Raw genomic sequence first — 16,262 nt, forward strand, 5'->3', positions numbered from 1 at the left:
TCCCCACCCGGCGCCGCCGTCGGCAGGTCAGCGGGGTGGCGGCCCGAGCAACCGGGTGAGGGCGGCGAGCAGCTCCGGCGTGGGCTCGCTGCCCCGGTGGTACGCGCGGACGGCGCTGCGGCAGGGCGTGTGCCGGACCCAGAACTCGGCGGTGGCGCCGGTCGCGTCCGCCACGGTCACAATGTCGAACGCGGTCGGCGGCGGGTAGCCCGGCCAGTCGCCGCAGTCGCTGGCCGGCACCGACCGGGCGAAGGCCGCATTGAGCACCGGCCGGAGCGCGTCCGCCCCGTCCCGCCGGGTCTCCCGGCGCACCAGCCGGGCGTTCCCGCCGTCCACCTCGTACCGGCAGGCGGCCAACGCGACCAGCGGGGTCATCAGGACGGTGTCGTGCCAGGCCTGGTTGACCGCGATCCGGTCGGGTGGCCCGGGGTTCGAAGGGGTCAGCCGGACCCGGTCGACCGGCATGCTCGTCTGGCAGACGGGGGTGGCGACGGTGGCCGGGTCGGTGGCCGCGGCGAGCTGCGCCCGGTACCGGTCCAGGAACGCGCCGAACAGCCGGCGGTCCAGCCCCCGGCCGTGGCTGTCGGTGACCGCGACCGCGCAGTTGTCGTCGGTCCACACGGTCACCGGCGCCCGATCGGGGTAGCGCAGCACGTAGGCGGTCTCCGCGTACCGGCCCGCCATGGTGCACCGCAGCCCCGGGTCGGTCGGGTCGGCCACGCGGGGCCGCCCGTCCGGCCCGGTCTGCGTCGGTGGCATCGCGTTGAGCAGCCCGACGATCTCGTCGACCCCGACGGTGAGCACCCGGGGGCCGACGCGGTCCGCCGCCCGCGGCCCGCCACCGACCGGCACCTGGCAGGCGGTGACCTCCACCGCGCCCGCCGGCACCAGCGGCACGTCGTCGCCGTAGCGCACCGCCTCCAGATCCGGCCGACGGCGGATGTCGTCGGGGCAGGCGGCCGCGCCGACCAGCCCGTCGGTGGCGACCGGCGCCGGCCGGCGGCCGCCCCGGTCGCCGGCGAGGAACTGCGGCGCGCCGACCGTCAGCCCCACCGCCAGGACCAGGGCCGCCGCCGAGCCAGCGGCCAGCCGCCGCCGGCGCCGGCGGACCCGGGAGCCGACCGCCGCCAACCGGTCCGGCGGGGCCGCCAGCGGCGGTACGGCGTCGGCGAGCAGCCGCCGGACGTCGGAGTCGTCAGAACTCATGGCACGACCTCCCGATCGGTGAACAACCGCAGATCCGGGTCGGCGCGCAGGCTGCGCAAAGCGCGCGAGGACTGCACCTTGACCGTGTTGACCGAACAGCCCAGCACCTGCGCGGTCCGCTCCACGGACAGGTCCTCGACGTACCGCAGCACCACGATCGCCCGCTGCTGGCGGCTGAGCCGGGCCAGCGCGCGGCGCACCGCGTCCCGGTCGGCCGACTCGCCGGCCACGTCGCCGGTCCCGCACGTCTCCGGCGTCGTGGCGGCCGGCACCTCGCCCCGCCACCGCCGCCGCCACCAGGAGGCGTACGTGGTGAAGAGCGCCCGTCGCAGGTAAGCCTCGGGATGCCCACCGTGGACGATGCCGGGCCAGCGTCGCCAGGCGACCGCAAGCACGGTCTGGAGCAGGTCCTCCGCCCGGCCGGCGTCTCCGGTCAGCAGCCACGCCGAGCGCAGCAGGGCGCCGGACCGGGCCGCCACGAACTCGGCGAAGCCCTCCGGTGGCGGCGGGTGCGGGCTGTCGGACATGCGTACCTCCCGCCAGGTGAACGCGGTGGCCGCGCCGGGAGGTTAACGCGGGTCCGTGCCCTTCGTGGCGGCGGCCCGCACACCCGGTTGGTTGCGCATTCCCGGAACGGCCACCGGCGCCATCCGCGATTCCAGCCTGACCACCCTGGACGGCCGACCCCGCCGACCACCCGACATCACCTCCGCGTGCGGGGCGGATCGCGGAGCGTCCACCGGGCGGCGAGGGGATCGGGATCGGTCGTACAGTGTGCGGACCATTCGATCGAGGAGGGTCCCGTGACCCAGCCGCCACCGGTGCCGGGGTCCCCGGAGACCGCCGGGGGGCCCGCGAGCGCCGACGGTGAGAACCCCGGGCCCGCGACGCCGTACCTGCTCGTCATGCCGCCCGTCGACGGTGCGCCGCCCAGCATGGTGTGGCCCGGGGCGGAGGGCACGCCCGCCTGGGCGATCCCGGTCAGCATCCCGGCGGGCACGCGCGGGTACGCCGTGTTCATCCCGCTGGTGCCCGCCGCCGCCCCGACGCCGACGGGCACGGACACCGACCCGACCGCCACGGCCCCGACGTCGACGCCGACGGGCGCGGACACCGGCCCGGCCGCCACCGCCCCGACGCCGGCGGGCACGGACGCCCGCCCGCCCGCCGTGCCGCAGCGGCAGGCGGACGGGGAGGTCCGGCCGGCCGTCGTGCCGAGGCAGGCGGACCCGGGCACCCGACCGGCTCCGACGGCCGCCGCCGACGCGAAGGGCTCGCCGTCAGCCGTCGAGCCGGCGCCGGAGGCCCCGCGTGCGGCGACGGCGTCCTCCGCCGGAAACCCGTCGCCCTCCCCTGCCGGCCCGCCGCCCGCCGTCGCCACCCCGGCACCTGCGGCGGGCACGCCGCCCCAACCGGCCGCCGCGCCGGCACCCGTCGCCACACCCACGCCGGTCGCCGCCCCGCCATCGACCGCCGCCCCGCACCAGGCGCCGTACGGGACAGGTACGCCGGCCGCGTGGCCGGCGCCGTCCTGGGGCTACCAGCCGCCGCCGGTCCGGCCGTCGTTCCTCGAGACGCGGTGGCCGGGCCCGAAGGCGGCGCGGGACCGCTCCGTGCCGGCCGCCGTCCTCGCCGGGGCGCTGGGGCTGGCGTGCTTCGTGCCGCTGACCCGCACCGGCATCGGCTGGTTCCTGGGCTGGCTCACCCTGACCGTCGCGGTGGTCGTCGCGGTCCGCCGCACCGGCGCCGACCTGCCCCGCGCCGAGCGCTGGGTCCGCGCCGGCTGGGCGGGGGCCGCGCTGGCGCTGCTCTCGGTCCTGGCCTTCCGTAACGCCTGGTGGCTGGTGACGTTCTGCGTCCTCGGCGCGCTCGGCTGCGCGACCCTCGCGATCGTGGGCGGCCGGCTCGTACGCTCCATCCTGTTCAGCCTGGTGGCGGCGCCGTTCGCGGCGCTGCGGGGGCTGCCGTGGGTGGGCGGCCACCTCCAGGCCCCGGCGAGCCCCGGCCTGGCCCGTCGCGTCGTCGGGTCCGCCGCAGCCACGGTGGCCGCGCTGGTCGTCTTCGGCGCGCTCCTCTCGTCGGCCGACGGCGCCTTCTCCGTGGTGCTCGACGGGCTCATCCCCGAGGTCGACGCCGGCGCGAGGTTCGAGTGGCTCTTCCTCGCCGGCATCGGGGGGCTGAGCGCGGTCGCCGCCGTCTACACGCTGGCCGCACCTCCCGACCTGTCGACGGTGGACCGGCCCGGCACGCCCCGCCTCGGCGTCCTGGAGTGGGCACCGGTCATCACCGCGCTGACACTGCTGTTCGGCGGTTTCGTGGCGGTGCAGTTCACCGTCCTGTTCGGCGGCGAGCGGCACGTGCTGCGCACCGCGGGCCTCAGCTACGCCGAGTACGCGCGCAGCGGGTTCTGGCAGCTCGTCGTCGTCACGATGCTGACGCTGGCGGTGCTCGCCGGGGTGGCCCGGTGGGCACGGCGGGAGCGCCCGGTGGAGCGCCACCTGCTCCGGATCCTGCTCGGCCTGCTCAGCGCGTTCGGCTTCGTCATCGTGGTGTCGGCGCTGTCCCGGATGTACACGTACCAGAAGGTCTACAGCTTCACCGGGGAACGTCTCTTCGTGATGGCGTTCGAGCTGCTGCTCGGCACCGTCTTCCTGATGATTCTGGCGGCCGGGATCCGGTGGCGGGGAGCCTGGATCCCCCGGCTGACCGTGGCGCTCGCCGTGGCGATGCTGCTGAGCCTGGCCGTGCTCAACCCCGAGGACTACGCGGCGCGCCGCAACATCGCCCGCTACGAGCAGACGGGGAAGATCGACGCCTGGTACCTGCGGGCGCTCTCGGCCGACGCGACACCCGCCCTGTCCGGCCTGCCGGACCCGGTGCGCCGCTGCACCCTGAGCTGGATCGCGGGCGACCTGGAGGAGCCGGACCCCTGGTACGCCTGGAACCTGGGCCGGGTCCGGGCGCGCCAGGCGCTCGACCGGGTCGGGCCGGGCGCCGTCGGTGGCACGCGCGACTGCAAGGCCGCCGACCAGTTCGACCTGCCCAAGAGCCGCCGGTGACGGACCCGACGCCCCCGCCTGGCCGGGGGCGTCGGGTCGGCCGGGTCACCAGGGCTCGGGGATGCTGATCGCCACGCAGCGCTGGGTGCCGGGAATCGGCTGGTAGCAGGCGGACGCCTCCAGGTTGTTGGTCAGGTCGGACCGGTGGAAGGACGTGCTGCCACCGTTGACGCAGGTGCCGCCGCTGGTGGTCACGCCGCCGGTGACCTTGGCCGTGGCGCAGCCGACCGTGCCGGCGGTCTTCTCCACCGTGTTCAGCGAGGAGCGCTGGTCCGCGTACTGGTGGGCGCCGTAGCCGGTCAGCCGCACGCCGGGACGGGTCACCGTGTACTGGAACGCCGTCGAGGTGTAGTACGACCAGCTCGCCCCGGTGCCCACGGTCCGCAGCTCCGGGTCGGCCGACGAGCCGGGGACGAACATGGCGAAACCCTTGTCATGGGTGGTCGTGCCCGGGATCATCCGGTAGACGATCACCAGGAGTCCCTGGCTGTAACTGCCGGTGGAATAGGTCAGGTAGCTGCCGTTGCCGCAGGTGGTCCGGTCGGCGATGTAGCCGACGCCGTTGGCGTAGAGCATCACCCGGGCGCAGCGGGAGTCGGCGGCGGTGTCCTCGATGGTGCCGACCGTCGTGCTGGTGCCCGAGTTGTCGGTGGCGTACCCGGTCAGCCGCACGCCCGGCAGGGTGCCGGCGTACTGGTAGGCGCTGGGGTGGTAGTAGCTCCACGAGGCCGACCAGCCGCTGCCGGACGGCAGCGCGAACGCGGGCGAGGCGGGCAGCAGGGCGGCGACCAGTGCGGTGGCCAGGGCCGCGACCAGCATCGCGCCGGTCGACCGCCATCGGGGGTGGGTCCTCATCGCTCCTCCGATCTCCACGACGGGCGGACACCCGGCGTCAGGATCAGGTTGACCGAGGATGCCGACCGCGAAGACGGCTCAGTCCCGAAGCGGACAGCCGGATCGACGTCAGCCACCGTCGGCGCGGTCGAAGGCTTGACCTTCGGTGGGTCAAACGACGGTGAGCAGCGCGTCGAGCGGCCGCGGCAAGGTATCCCGGCCAACTGCCGCCTCGACGAGCAGGCGTGCGTAGCGCAGGTTACGGCGCGAACTGCTGCGCAGGAACCGCCACATCTGCGCTTCGGGCTCCCGGCCGCGCCAGGCGGGCTGGCTCTGGAACGAGCGGAACAATCGGAGGTCGCCCTGTGAGTCGAAGAGTGCTTCGACCCGGGCGGCACCCAGGGCGCGGATCAGCTCGTCCTCCAGATCCTTGACGCAGACGTAGAACCCGAGGTGCTCCATGTCGGCGCGCGTGCGGGGTGAGCCAACATGGGTCACCTCCAGTCCGCGCCGGAATATCTCCTCCTCACGCAGGTCACACAGACCGGCAAGTCGCACCCGGGTGCCCAGGGGGGCCAACCTCGTCAGGAAGCGGCCGATCGCGTGCGCCCCGCCGATCGGCACGATCACGACCCGCTCCGCCTCGAGATCCCGGCCGCGACCCACTGCGGCCGTTTCCAGTGCGATCTGGTCGCTGATGCCCTCGACGAGCACCACGGCCACGGCGGACCCGACCTTTGCCAGGGCGCGGGCCGTCGCCCGGATCGAGGCGGCATTGCCACCCAAGTGGCCATCGACCGCCCCGTCGGTGAACATCTCAGCTTGTCGGGTCGTGGCCATGGTCGTAATCATCGGTGATACGCCTACCGGCCGACCAGGGATTAGCCACGGCCCATCTCGTCGACACGCTCCCGACCTGGACCAGGTGGCGGACCGCCTCGACCGGGCGGCGGCTCTTGCTGCTGCGGGCTCAGTGCGGACCGACGGCGTCGGCCCGGATCTTGACGCGGTTCGTCCGGGTCACCGACACCATGACGGACCAGTGGTTTTCCTGGTGGCCCGGACCGAGCACTACGGAAACAGGCGACGTCAGGTTGAGAGGCTTGCTTCTGAGTGGAATCAGGGCTCTGGCGTGGGCGCGGGGATCGACGGGGAGCCGGATGATCCGCTGATCGGGGCGTCGACAGAGCCAAGGAGACGGGGCACGGCCAGCGCGGGGCAACGCGACCCCAAGCCGTCGTTCCGTCGCGAGGGAGCGGCCAACGTGCCAGGACAAATCACGTCAAGCCGGAACTCGCGTGGGCCGGTATCGCAGGGCGACCGCCCCCGACCGGAACTCGTGGCGACCCACGAGTTCGAGCTGGATACGCTCACGCAGACCGGCGAGCAACGTCGGCCCGTGTCCGGCAAGGACCGGCTGCACAAGGAACTCGTACTCGTCGATCAGTCCCAGATCTGCCAACGCCAGGGGGAGCGTCACGCCGCCCACCCACAGGCCCTCGCCTGGCTCCTGCTTGAGCCGCTGAACCGCTTGCTCCAAGTCGCCTCGCACCAGCTCGGCATTCCAATCGACCTCGCTCAGCGTGCTCGACACGGCGTATTTCTTCGCCCGGTCGATGGTCTCGGCGAACGGGACCTCCCACTCATTCATCCAGTCAGGCCACGTGCCCGTGGCCGGCTTCCGCCACGCCGACTCCATCATTTCGTAGGTCACGCGGCCGAATAGCAGGGCATCGGCTCGATCCATCTCAGCGGTCCAGTAGCGCATTGACTCCTCGTCCGGCGAGAGCCCTGCCTCGTGATGGCAGCAGCCGTCGAGCGTGATGTTGATCGAGTATCGAAGTGGTCTCATCTCGTCACTCTCCCTTGATGCGCGCCCCGCGTTCACCGGACCGTACTCAGACGACTGCCGGCGCCATTTCTTATCGGCACCCCGATCGGACCTACTCAACACCGGCGTGATGCGAACCAGACCGCACCGAGCGCGCGACCGATTCGGCACTCGGGGCGTTCAGGTTCGCAACGGGACGGCGCCCATAACGCTCGACCTCGATGCACGGTGCCACGCACCCTACCGCAGGCTCCCCTCGACGCGCTCTCAGATCCACCACACGTCTGCACCGCAGTGCTGAGCCTGGTCCATGCGACCTCGCACACTCCGAGTTCCCATCGTCCAGGCCCACACAATCGGAGCTGTCACACGTCTTTCAGACGAGGAGCCGGGCTGCTGCACCGCGGGTCGTGTGGGTCGCGGATGCTGCTGGACTTCGCCACCAACCCGCGCGGTACCACCTACGCCTACTTCGTCCGCTCTGGCCGCGCCGCGAAGAAGACCACCTGCACCCGCCGTGCCGTACCCGTCGCGGTCGCAGAGCGGCTCGTCGAGGACTCCTACGCATCGATCACGATCAGCGAAGCCGACTACCGACACCTCGTCGCCGAAGTCGATGCCGCGTTCGACAAGCGCTCGACGGGCAGGGATCAGGAGATCGCCGACCTCACAGCGAACCGGGCACGCCTGGAAGCCGAGAGCGACAAGCTGCTGGCCGCGCACTTCGCCGACGCCATCGACCTCCCCACCCTGAAGCGCCACCAAGACCGCATCCGAGCCGGCCTCGCCGACATCGAACACCGCCTCGCCCAGCACGACGAACAGCACACCGGAGGGCGGGCATTCCTCCACGACAGCCTGCGACTGCTGACGGACGCTCACCGCATGTACACCCGCTCAGGCGACGGCGACCGGCGGCTCGCGAACCAAGCGTTCTACACGCGGTTGGAGATCACCGAAGACGAGCACCTACGCCCACGCCTCTCGGAACCGTTCGCCACCATCGTCACCGAAGCCCACGGGAGCAAGAAGACCAAACGAGAACACTCGCCATCTTCCGATGTCGCATGTTCCCGTAAGGCACTTTGGGTGGGGCGGACGGGACTCGAACCCGTGACCGATCGATTATGAGTCGACTGCTCTAACCGGCTGAGCTACCGCCCCGGCACCGCGCCGGATCCTATCCCGCCCGGTCGATCACCGGCCAGCACGAAACCCTGGCTTCACCGCCCCGCGGTGGCGGCACGATGGGCAACGCGAGGATAACAGCGAGCAGCCGGCCCGCCGCGCCCCGTACCCGCCGATTCAAGCGTCAGGAACCCGCGCGCAGCTCCGCCAGTACGGCTCCGGCGGCGCGCCAGCCGCTGGCCAGCGCCCCCTGGATGGACGGGCTGTCCCGGTGGTCGCCGGCCACGAACAGGCCCTCCCCCAGCGCCACCGGCTTGCGCAGCCGCCCCTGCGGCGGCGGTGCGGCGGGCAGCGCGTCCGGGACCGACACGGTGGTCAGGTGGGTCCAGTCCGCCGTGGACCGTCCGTAGAGCCGGGTCAGCTCGGCCCGCACGGTCGGCTCGGGCGGCGCCGACGGGCCGACCACGGAGGTGGCGATCAGGTGCCGGCCAGCCGGCGCGTACGTCGGCGCGGCCCGGCTGACCACCACCGTGTTCGCGACGATCTCCCGCCGGTCGCCGTCGACGAGCAGGATCGGCTCGTCCAGCGGCGCCTCCTGCACGCTGTGGTAGTAGGTCGTGTAGCTGTGCGTGCGTACCGCCGGCAGGGTCGGCAGCAGCGTGGCCGCCGCCGGCGGGTCGACGGCGACCACGACGGCGCGGCAGCGGATGTCGCCGGCCTGGGTGCGGACCCGGCCGGGCGCCACCGCCGAGACCGGGGTGTCCAGGTCGATCAGTTCGGCCGGCAGCGGGTCGGCGACGGCGCGGGGCAGCGCGGCCATGCCCTCGGCGGGCAGGCCGATCCGCCCCCGGGCGAAGGATCGCAGCACCATCGACAGCACGCGGCTGGAGGTCTCCAGCTCCCGTTCGACGAAGACACCGGAGAGGAACGGCCGCAGCAACTCCTCGATGATCGTGTCGGAGAGACCGGCGCGGCGCAGCGCGGTCTCGGTGGTGGTCTCGGGCGCGGCGAGCAGCCGGCCCTTCGGCAGGGTCGCGCAGCCGGTGGCGAGCGCGGCGAGGCGCAGCCGGTCGCGCAGCGACCCGACGCCGGCCAGGGCGGTGCCGGGCGCGCCGGTGGGCTCGCGCAGCGGGTTGACCAGGCGGGCGAGCCGGTCGCCCTTGCGCACCAGCACGCCGGAGGTGAAGTGGCCGAGGCGCAGCCGGTCGACGTCGAGCAGGGTGCCGAGCCGCGGATAGGCGGTGTTGAGCACCTGGAAGCCACGGTCGAGCAGGTAACCGTCGACCGCGTCGGTGGCCACCCGGCCGCCGAGCCGGCCGCCGGCCTCCAGCAGCCGCCACGGCACGCCGGCGCGGTGCAGCCGCCGGGCCGCGGCCAGGCCGGCCAGGCCGCCGCCGACCACGACGACGTCGGTCTCAGCGAGCATCGCGCGCCTCCCGCTCACCGTTCGTCCGGGACAGCCGGCCCGGCCACCAGATCGTCGGCCCGATGTCGTACGCCAGCGCGGGCACCAGCAGCGAGCGGACGACGATGGTGTCGAGCAGCACCCCGACCGCGACCGCCACGCCCAGCTCGACCAGCACCACCAGCGGCAGCACGGCGAGCGCGGAGAACGTCGCGGCGAGCACGACCCCGGCGGAGGTGATCACGCCGCCGGTGACGGCGAGGCCGGTGAGGACGCCGGCCCGGGTGCCCCGCCTGGCGGACTCCTCGCGGACCCGGCTCATCAGGAAGATGTTGTAGTCGATGCCGAGGGCGACCAGGAAGACGAAGGCGAAGAGCGGGAACGAGGTGTCCACGCCGGGGAAGTCGAGGACGTGGCGGAAGATCAGCGCGCAGAGGCCGAGGGTGGCGGCGAAGCTGAGCAGTACGGTCGCGATCAGCAGGATCGGCGCGAGGAGCGCCCGCAGCAGCAGCGCCAGGATGATCGTGATCACCGCCAGCACGACCGGGATGATCACGTTCCGGTCCCGTGTCGAGGCGTCCGCCGTGTCCAGGTTGATCGCGGTGAAGCCGCCGACCACGGAGTCCGAGCCGGGCACCGCGTGCACCGCCGCCCGCAGCTCCCGGACGGCCCGCTCGGCGCCGTCGCTGTCCGGCGGGTCGGCGAGCGTCGCCTCCAGCTGCACCCGGCCGTCGACGACGGTGGGCGGCGCGTTCGGGTCGGGCGGCCCGGTCCGGTCGGCGGTGACGGGCCGGACGGCGGCCACCCCGGGCACGCCGCGGGCCGCGTCGGCGACCTGCTCGGCGGCCTGCTGGTTGGTGAAGATGGTGGCGGGGCTGCCGGTGCCGGCCGGGTAGTGCCGGGCGATCACCTCCTGGCCGGCGACCGAGTCGGTGCGTTCGGTGAACAGGTCGGACTGCCCGAGCGTGGTCGCGCCGAGCTGGGTCAGCCCCAACGCGAGCACGGCCAGCGCGAGGGTGGTGAGCACCCAGACGGGCCGGGCCCGCCGCGCCACGAAGCCGGCGATCCGGCTCCAGATGCCGTGCTCGGTGCGCGGGTCGGCCTGGTCGGGCCGGGGCCGGCGCGGCCAGAACGCCCACCGCCCGCCGAGCACCAGCAGGGCGGGCAGGAAGGTGAGCATGACCAGCAGGGTGGCGGCGATGCCGATGGCGGCGACCGGGCCGAGCGCCCGGTTGGAGTTGAGGCTGGACAACAGCAGGCAGAGCAGGCTCACGATCACCGTGCCGGCGGAGGCGACGATCGCCGGGGCGGCGCCCTTCCAGGCGGTCCGCATCGCGTCCCAGGGACGCTCGTGCCGGTGCAGTTCCTCGCGGTAGCGGGCGACGAGCAGCAGCGCGTAGTCGGTGCCGGCGCCGAAGACGAGCACGGTGAGGATGCCCTGCGCCTGCCCGTTGAACTTGAGCACGTCGGCGTCGGCGAGCAGGTAGACGAAGACCGCGGCCAGCGCGAAGGACATCCCGGCGGCGAGCAGCGGGAAGATCCACAGGATCGGGCTGCGGTAGACGACGAGCAGGATGACCAGCACCACGCAGAGGGTGACGGCCAGCAGGGTGCCGTCGATGGCGGAGAAGACCTCGATGAGGTCGGCGAGCAGGCCGGCGGGCCCGGCCACGTCCACGGTCAGCCCGTCGCGGTCCCCGCCGGCGATCGCGCGCAGTTCCTCGACGACCGTGCCGATCCGTTCGCCGTCGGCGTCGTCGATCGGCACCACCACCTGGAGGGCCTGCCCGTCCTCGCTGGGGATCGGCGGCGGCAGCGGGCCGACCACCCCGGGCACCTGGGCGAACCGGGTGGCGTCGGCGGCCGCCCGCTGCGTGTCGGCGTCGGTGATGCCGCCGGCGCGTTCGTAGACCACCAGCGCGGGGGTGGTCTGCCGCGCGACGAACCGTCCGGCCAGCTCCTGCGCCCGGGTCGCCTCCGCGTCGTCGGGCAGGAACGAGGCGTTGTCGTTCGTGGCGACCTCGCCGAGCCGGCCGGAGAACGGCCCGGCGACGGCCCCGACGACCAGCCACGCGAGCACGACCGCCACGGCGACGAGTGTGATCCTGCCGTGGCCTCCTCTTCCGGGCATCCGCACCCACCCCAAGAATCGACGCACCGATCGACGCAGAGGGAGTCCAAGTCGACACCGACCATCCTGCCGGGCGGGAGCGCCCGCGGTGGCGGAAACCGGGCGGCCGGTGCGGGGCGAAGACACCGAGCCGGCGGCGGTCGGCGGGAGCACGGAACGACGAACGCCCGCCGGCGGGGCCGACGGGCGCAGGTGTGGAAGCTCCCCCGTTTGGACTCGAACCAAAAACCTGCCGGTTAACAGCCGGCTGCTCTGCCAATTGAGCTACGGGGGACCGCTGCGTCGTCCGGTGCGGATCTCCCCGCGCCGTGCGACGGGGACAAGAGTACAGGACTCCGGGGGGTGTTGGTCCAGGGGGTTACCCCTGCGACCCCTGCCCAGCAGACACGACAATAAACCAGACAAATCGTCATCACGGCACAAGGAGGCATGAGCGGAGAGCAGGATGGGTAGTTAGCTGCGGACAGAGGAGACAGGCGCGATTTGGTCGCCTCCGGCGGGGTAAGCCGCCGGACGACGGCGCGTCAGGTACGGAAGGAGCCGCCATGCGCGGAAAGATCATGTTTCTTGGCGGGCTGGCTGCGGGATTCGTCCTGGGCGCCCGTGCCGGTCGGGAGAAGTACGAGGAGCTGGTGATCCGGGGCCGCAAGGTGCTCGACCACCCGACCGTCCAGGAGGCGGCCGGCGTCGCGCAGGCCCAGGCGACCCGCCTCTACAGCGAGGGCAAGGACAAGCTCGGCCAGTCGAAGCTGGGCGAGAAGCTGAGCAGCAACGGCAACAAGCAGGAGTTGACCGCCGCCGACGACGCGTTCGCCGGGACGCCGGCCACGGTGGGGGCGAAGGCGGGCTCCGGCTCGTCGGGCACCGGCTCGACCTCCGGGTCGACGTCGGCCACCACCACCCCCCGCAGCAAGCCGTCCGGCTCGGGCACCAACAACAGCACCCTCTGATCGCACCTTCGCGCGGGCCGGTCGCCAGTTGGTGACCGGCCCGCTCGCGTGCGTACGGGCACGTCACGGCCGCCCGGCCCCCACGCCTGTGGCCACTTTCGCCGATTGAAGCGAAAGTTCTGCCCATCCATCGAAAACTTCCGCCGCCAACCTCTTCACTTTGGTCCGAGGCGCAAATATCGTCCTGCGTAGAACCTGGCCAGGCTCTTGGTACCCCCCGCGACCTCCTCAGCGACGTCCCGGCGCTGAGGCGGACCCGCCCGACCAGAGCGAGGTTCGATGCGCAGACCGATCGGCCGAAGGGCCGCCACCTACCTCAGCCTTCTCACCCTCGTCGGCGCGACGCTCGTCGCGACCGCTCAGCAGCAGCCGGCACCGGCACTCGCCGCCCCGGCACCGACCAGCAACGGCATCCAGTACAAGGTCCTCGTCTTCACCCGGTCGGCGGACGGCAGCCACCCCGCCACCGCCGCCGGCGTCGACGCGATCCGCCAGCTCGGCAACGACCGGCGCTTCACCGTCGAGGTGACCGACGACGCCCGCAAGTTCGACGAGGCGCACCTCAAGCAGTTCCGCGCCGTGGTGTTCCTGAACACCTCCGGCGACGTCCTCGCCGACGACCAGCAGGCCGCGTTCGAGCGGTACTACCGCGACGGCGGCGGCTTCGTCGGCGTCCACTCCGCGATCGAGGCCGAGCCGGGCTGGTCCTTCCTGGACGACGTGCTCGGCACCCGGGCGGTGGGCGCCGCCACGGCGGCGGCCCCGGCCACGGTCACCGTGGCCGACCGGGTGCACCCGGCCTCCGCGACCCTGCCGGAGCGCTGGGCGCACACCGACCGGTGGTACAACTTCGCGGCCAACGTCCGGGGCGTCTCGCACGTCCTGGCCACCGTGAACGAGAAGACGTACGCCGGCGGGTCGATGGGCTTCGACCACCCGGTCACCTGGTGCAAGGACCACCAGGGCGGCCGGTCCTTCTACACCGGGCTCGGCGCGACGCCGGAGAGCTTCGGCAGCACCGACCTGCGGGCCCACCTCGGCGGCGCCATCCAGTGGGCGGCCGGCGTGACCGACGGCGACTGCGGCGCCACCGTCCTGGCCAACTACCAGATGACGGTGATCGGGGCGCAGCCCAACGTCAACGAGCCGATCGGCTTCGACGTGCTCCCCGACGGCCGGGTGATCCAGACCGACCGCCGTGGCGGCGTACGCCTGCACGACCCGGAGAGCAACGAGACCACCGTGCTGGCGCAGATCCCGGTCTACACGCACAGCGAGGACGGCATGTACGGGCCGGCGATCGACCGGGAGTTCGCCACCAACCGCTGGGTCTACCTCTTCTACGCGCCCCCGCTGGACACCCCCGCCGGCGGCGCGCCGACCACCAGCACCGACCCGGCGACCTGGGACCGCTGGAAGGGGTACTTCCAGCTCTCCCGGTACAGGTTCGTCGACGGCGAGACGCCCTCCCTGGACCTGGCCTCCGAGCAGAAGATCCTCCAGGTGCCGGTCGACCGGGGGGCCTGCTGCCACGTGGCCGGCGACATCGCCTTCGACTCGAAGAACAACCTCTGGCTGGTCACCGGCGACGACACCCCGGCCGGCGGCGGTGGCTCCGGCGGCTTCTCCCCGCACAACGACTCGGTGAGCGCCACCGGCGTCTACCAGGCGCCCTTCGTGGACGCCCGGCGCAGCTCCGCCAACACCAACGACCTGCGCGGCAAGATCCTGCGCATCTCGGTGCAGGCGGACGGCAGCTACACCGTGCCGGCGGGGAACATGTTCCCCGAGGCGGCGGACCCGGGTGACAAGACCCGCCCGGAGATCTACGCGATGGGCTTCCGGAACCCGTTCCGCATCACCCTCGACAAGAACGACGTCGCCTACGTCACCGACTACTCCCCCGACTCCTCGACCGCGGCGGTGGGCCGGGGACCGGCGGGCACCGGCCGGATGATGGTGGTCGACAAGCCGGCGAACTACGGCTGGCCGATGTGCGTACAGCCGAACCTGCCGTACATCGAGATGAACTGGACCACCAGCCCGATCTCCCCGGTCGCGCCCTTCGACTGCGCGGCGCCGCGGAACACCTCGCGGCACAACACGGGCCTGACCGACCTGCCCGCGGTGGAGAAGTCGGAGCTGTGGTACTCGTTCCAGGCCCCGACGCCGTGCCCCGAGTCGTACCTGTCCACGCCGACGCGGACCTGCCCGGTGCTCTTCCCCGAACTCGGCACGGGCGGCGTGGGCCCGCACGGCGCGGCGAAGTACGACTTCGACCCGGAGCTGAGGTCGGAGACGAAGTTCCCCGCGTACTTCGACGGCGCGATCTTCTTCGGCGAGTTCACCCGGGACACCCTCAAGGAGGTCCGGCTCGACGCCCAGGGCGACATCCTGAAGATCAACAACGTGCTGAACTGCGGGCAGGCACCCACCACGCCGGCCAAGCCGTTCCTCTGCGACAACCCGATGGACATGAGGTGGGGCGCCGACGGCAACTTCTACCTGCTGACGTACGGCGACGGGTTCTTCAACGTCAACCCGGACGCGGCGATGCTGAAGTTCAGCTACGTCAAGGGCCTGCGGGCACCGAACGCCGTGCTGAACGCGACCCCGACCAACGGTCACGCCCCGCTGACCGTCGCCTTCTCCAGCGAGGGGTCGAAGGACCCGGACCCGGCGGACTCCATCTCGTTCGCCTGGGACTTCGACGGCAACGGCACGACCGACTCCGTCGACCCGAACCCGACGCACACGTACACGGTCAACGGGGTCTACACCGCGCGGCTCACGGTGACCGACTCCAGCGGCAAGAGCGCGTCGGCGAACACCACGATCACGGTGGGGAACACCGCGCCGACCGTCACCGTCAACACCCCGCTCGAGGGCGGCTTCTTCCAGTGGGGTGACGGGATCCCGTGGTCGGTGACGGTCACCGACCCCGAGGACGGGCCGGTCGACTGCGCCAAGGTCGAGGTGACCTTCGTGCTCGGCCACGACGAGCACGGCCACGGCGAGGCCAACCAGTTCGGCTGCTCCGGCGTGCTGCCCACGGAGGCCGACGACGCCTCCCACGGCGGCTACATCTACGGCGTCGTCAGCGCGTCCTACACGGACCGGGGGGCCAACGGGCAGCCGGCACTGACCACGGTGGACCAGCAGATCATCCAGGACAAGCGGCAGCAGGTGGAGTTCGCCCGGGACCAGTCCGGGACCACCGTGGGCACCAGCGCCGACACCGGTGGCGGGCAGCAGCGCGGCAGCCTCGACCCGGGCGACTGGATCGCGGTCAACAACACCGTGAACCTGACGAACATCCAGTCGGTGACGCTGCGTACCTCCGGTGGCAGCGCCGCCACCGTCGGGCAGCCGCGCTTCGGCGTGGAGTTCCGGCTCGACTCGCCCACCGGGCCGGTGGTCGCCACCGCCACGGTCAACGCGACCAGCGGCAACAACGCCTTCACCAGCACCACCGTGCCGATCACCGACCCGGGCGGCACGCACCGGCTCTACCTCGTGTTCACCACCGTCCCCGGCGGCCCGACCAGCGGTTTCGGCAACCTCAACTGGATCGGGTTCACCGGCCAGGGCATCGGCGTCGCACCGTAGCCGCCGCCGTGGCCGGCGGCCGCGCGGCCGCCCGCCCCCGCGCCCCCCCCCCGGCCCCGGCCCCCCCCCGGGGCCCCCCGCCCCCCCCCCCCCCCCCCCGCCGCGCGCC

General features: G+C 72.8%; 11 protein-coding genes and 2 tRNA genes. 3 read left to right on the forward strand and 10 right to left on the reverse strand.

The window, feature by feature from the left end; all coding sequences use genetic code 11:
• Nucleotides 1–27: 27 nt before the first annotated feature.
• The gene (locus ACGFZ2_RS30440) at nt 28–1,206 is read right to left on the reverse strand and encodes a hypothetical protein (protein WP_393459504.1); all 1,179 of its coding nucleotides are present in this window, start codon (nt 1,204–1,206) and stop codon (nt 28–30) included.
• Entirely contained in the window at nt 1,203–1,733 is a 531-nt protein-coding gene (locus ACGFZ2_RS30445) for a SigE family RNA polymerase sigma factor (RefSeq protein WP_357450806.1), read from the reverse strand. The genes ACGFZ2_RS30440 and ACGFZ2_RS30445 overlap by 4 nt, the downstream gene beginning before the upstream one ends.
• A gap of 276 nt (nt 1,734–2,009) precedes the next feature.
• Between ACGFZ2_RS30445 and ACGFZ2_RS30450 the strand changes: the two genes are divergently transcribed.
• Nucleotides 2,010–4,265, forward strand: a complete 2,256-nt coding sequence (locus ACGFZ2_RS30450) for a DUF4153 domain-containing protein (RefSeq protein WP_393459507.1) — start codon at nt 2,010–2,012, stop codon at nt 4,263–4,265.
• A gap of 45 nt (nt 4,266–4,310) precedes the next feature.
• Here ACGFZ2_RS30450 and ACGFZ2_RS30455 read toward each other — a convergent pair whose 3' ends face one another.
• The 8 genes from ACGFZ2_RS30455 to ACGFZ2_RS30490 all read right to left on the reverse strand — a co-directional run bounded on the left by ACGFZ2_RS30455 (nt 4,311) and on the right by ACGFZ2_RS30490 (nt 11,868).
• Nucleotides 4,311–5,120: a hypothetical protein gene (locus ACGFZ2_RS30455; protein ID WP_393459510.1), complete on the reverse strand. Its 810-nt coding sequence runs from the start codon at nt 5,118–5,120 to the stop codon at nt 4,311–4,313.
• 150 nt (nt 5,121–5,270) lie between these two features.
• On the reverse strand, nt 5,271–5,939 hold the full coding sequence (locus tag ACGFZ2_RS30460) for a TOPRIM nucleotidyl transferase/hydrolase domain-containing protein (protein WP_393459513.1): 669 nt from the start codon (nt 5,937–5,939) through the stop codon (nt 5,271–5,273).
• A 442-nt stretch (nt 5,940–6,381) separates the two neighbouring features.
• Nucleotides 6,382–6,951, reverse strand: coding sequence for a dihydrofolate reductase family protein (locus ACGFZ2_RS30465; RefSeq protein WP_393459516.1), 570 nt, complete (start codon nt 6,949–6,951; stop codon nt 6,382–6,384).
• 246 nt (nt 6,952–7,197) lie between these two features.
• Nucleotides 7,198–7,812 (reverse strand): hypothetical protein, encoded by a 615-nt coding sequence (locus ACGFZ2_RS30470; protein ID WP_393459519.1) that lies wholly within the window; start codon nt 7,810–7,812, stop codon nt 7,198–7,200.
• A gap of 208 nt (nt 7,813–8,020) precedes the next feature.
• A tRNA-Ile gene (locus tag ACGFZ2_RS30475) sits at nt 8,021–8,094 on the reverse strand.
• Nucleotides 8,095–8,242: 148 nt separating this feature from the next.
• Nucleotides 8,243–9,484 carry an NAD(P)/FAD-dependent oxidoreductase gene (locus tag ACGFZ2_RS30480; RefSeq protein ID WP_393459522.1) on the reverse strand — a complete coding sequence of 414 codons (1,242 nt, stop codon included), beginning with the start codon at nt 9,482–9,484 and terminating at the stop codon, nt 8,243–8,245.
• Entirely contained in the window at nt 9,474–11,594 is a 2,121-nt protein-coding gene (locus ACGFZ2_RS30485) for an MMPL family transporter (protein WP_393459525.1), read from the reverse strand. Before ACGFZ2_RS30485 ends, ACGFZ2_RS30480 begins: the two co-directional genes overlap by 11 nt.
• A gap of 201 nt (nt 11,595–11,795) precedes the next feature.
• Nucleotides 11,796–11,868 (reverse strand) — tRNA-Asn (locus ACGFZ2_RS30490).
• A gap of 271 nt (nt 11,869–12,139) precedes the next feature.
• On the opposite strand from ACGFZ2_RS30490, the gene ACGFZ2_RS30495 reads away from it, so the two are divergent.
• Both ACGFZ2_RS30495 and ACGFZ2_RS30500 read left to right on the forward strand, forming a co-directional pair.
• Nucleotides 12,140–12,544, forward strand: coding sequence for a hypothetical protein (locus ACGFZ2_RS30495; protein ID WP_357450779.1), 405 nt, complete (start codon nt 12,140–12,142; stop codon nt 12,542–12,544).
• 279 nt (nt 12,545–12,823) lie between these two features.
• Nucleotides 12,824–16,153: a ThuA domain-containing protein gene (locus tag ACGFZ2_RS30500; RefSeq protein ID WP_393459528.1), complete on the forward strand. Its 3,330-nt coding sequence runs from the start codon at nt 12,824–12,826 to the stop codon at nt 16,151–16,153.
• Nucleotides 16,154–16,262: the final 109 nt, after the last annotated feature.

The sequence above is a fragment of the Micromonospora sp. NPDC048063 genome (assembly GCF_043202855.1).
Taxonomy (GTDB): Bacteria; Actinomycetota; Actinomycetes; order Mycobacteriales; family Micromonosporaceae; genus Micromonospora.

Bases quoted from the DNA above. Each gene is read 5' to 3' on its own strand.
- ACGFZ2_RS30495 (WP_357450779.1), top strand. From the start codon at position 12,140: ATGCGCGGAAAGATCATGTTTCTTGGCGGGCTGGCTGCGGGATTCGTC.
- ACGFZ2_RS30460 (WP_393459513.1), bottom strand. From the start codon at position 5,939: ATGGCCACGACCCGACAAGCTGAGATGTTCACCGACGGGGCGGTCGAT.
- ACGFZ2_RS30465 (WP_393459516.1), bottom strand. From the start codon at position 6,951: ATGAGACCACTTCGATACTCGATCAACATCACGCTCGACGGCTGCTGC.
- ACGFZ2_RS30440 (WP_393459504.1), bottom strand. From the start codon at position 1,206: ATGAGTTCTGACGACTCCGACGTCCGGCGGCTGCTCGCCGACGCCGTA.
- ACGFZ2_RS30485 (WP_393459525.1), bottom strand. From the start codon at position 11,594: ATGCCCGGAAGAGGAGGCCACGGCAGGATCACACTCGTCGCCGTGGCG.
- ACGFZ2_RS30455 (WP_393459510.1), bottom strand. From the start codon at position 5,120: ATGAGGACCCACCCCCGATGGCGGTCGACCGGCGCGATGCTGGTCGCG.
- ACGFZ2_RS30480 (WP_393459522.1), bottom strand. From the start codon at position 9,484: ATGCTCGCTGAGACCGACGTCGTCGTGGTCGGCGGCGGCCTGGCCGGC.
- ACGFZ2_RS30445 (WP_357450806.1), bottom strand. From the start codon at position 1,733: ATGTCCGACAGCCCGCACCCGCCGCCACCGGAGGGCTTCGCCGAGTTC.
- ACGFZ2_RS30500 (WP_393459528.1), top strand. From the start codon at position 12,824: ATGCGCAGACCGATCGGCCGAAGGGCCGCCACCTACCTCAGCCTTCTC.